General features: G+C 42.2%; 1 protein-coding gene. It reads left to right on the top strand.

What is annotated here, in order from left to right:
* Positions 1–231 precede the first annotated feature (231 nt).
* Positions 232–851 (top strand): purine-nucleoside phosphorylase (gene deoD / locus B9J84_RS08570; RefSeq protein ID WP_404206665.1); only part of this gene is annotated, 620 nt, incomplete at its 3' end.

Raw genomic sequence — 851 nt, forward strand, 5'->3', positions numbered from 1 at the left:
CATAAAAGGTAAACGTTTACCCAAATCGATTGCCTTACCACTTTCAACACTTTTAGTTATCAATGAGCCACAAAAAGGGTATTAACCTCCATTCTGTGACAAATCTCTCAAGGAACAGTGTCAGGTCTAGCTAGTATTGCCTCAACAAAACACATCAGATTCAACAGAATTAGTAATTTAATCCACTTATTGCGGATAAATCGCTGACTCGAAAACTTTGGAGTAACAACGATGGCAACCCCACACATTAATGCGCAAGTTGGTGATTTCGCTGAAACCGTTCTAATGCCAGGCGATCCATTACGTGCAAAATACATTGCTGAAACTTTTTTAGATGATGCTAAACAGGTTTGTGATGTTCGCAGTATGTTCGGTTATACCGGTACTTATAAAGGTAAAAAAGTATCCGTTATGGGCCACGGTATGGGCATTCCATCATGCTCGATTTATGTTCACGAGTTGATTTCAGAATACGGTGTAAAAAATATCATCCGTATTGGTAGCTGTGGCGCAGTTCGTGACGATGTCAATCTAATGGATATCGTTATTGGTATGGGTGCTTCAACCGATTCCAAAGTTAACCGCATCCGTTTTAACAACCACGATTTTGCCGCGATTGCGGATTACGAATTGCTTGAAACGGCCGTCAATCAAGCACGCGCACAAAACGTGCCCGTGAAAGTAGGCAACGTGTTTTCCGCTGATCTGTTCTACACACCTGAAGGTGATTTATTCGAAAAAATGAATAAGCTTGGCATCTTAGGTGTGGATATGGAAGCGGCCGGTATTTATGGCGTTGCAGCGGATCTAGGCGCAAAAGCATTGACGATTCTTACGGTGTCAGACCACAT

Origin of the sequence: Vibrio sp. V03_P4A6T147 (assembly GCF_002241085.1) — a bacterium.
In the GTDB taxonomy this organism is placed as follows: Bacteria; Pseudomonadota; Gammaproteobacteria; order Enterobacterales; family Vibrionaceae; genus Vibrio; species Vibrio anguillarum.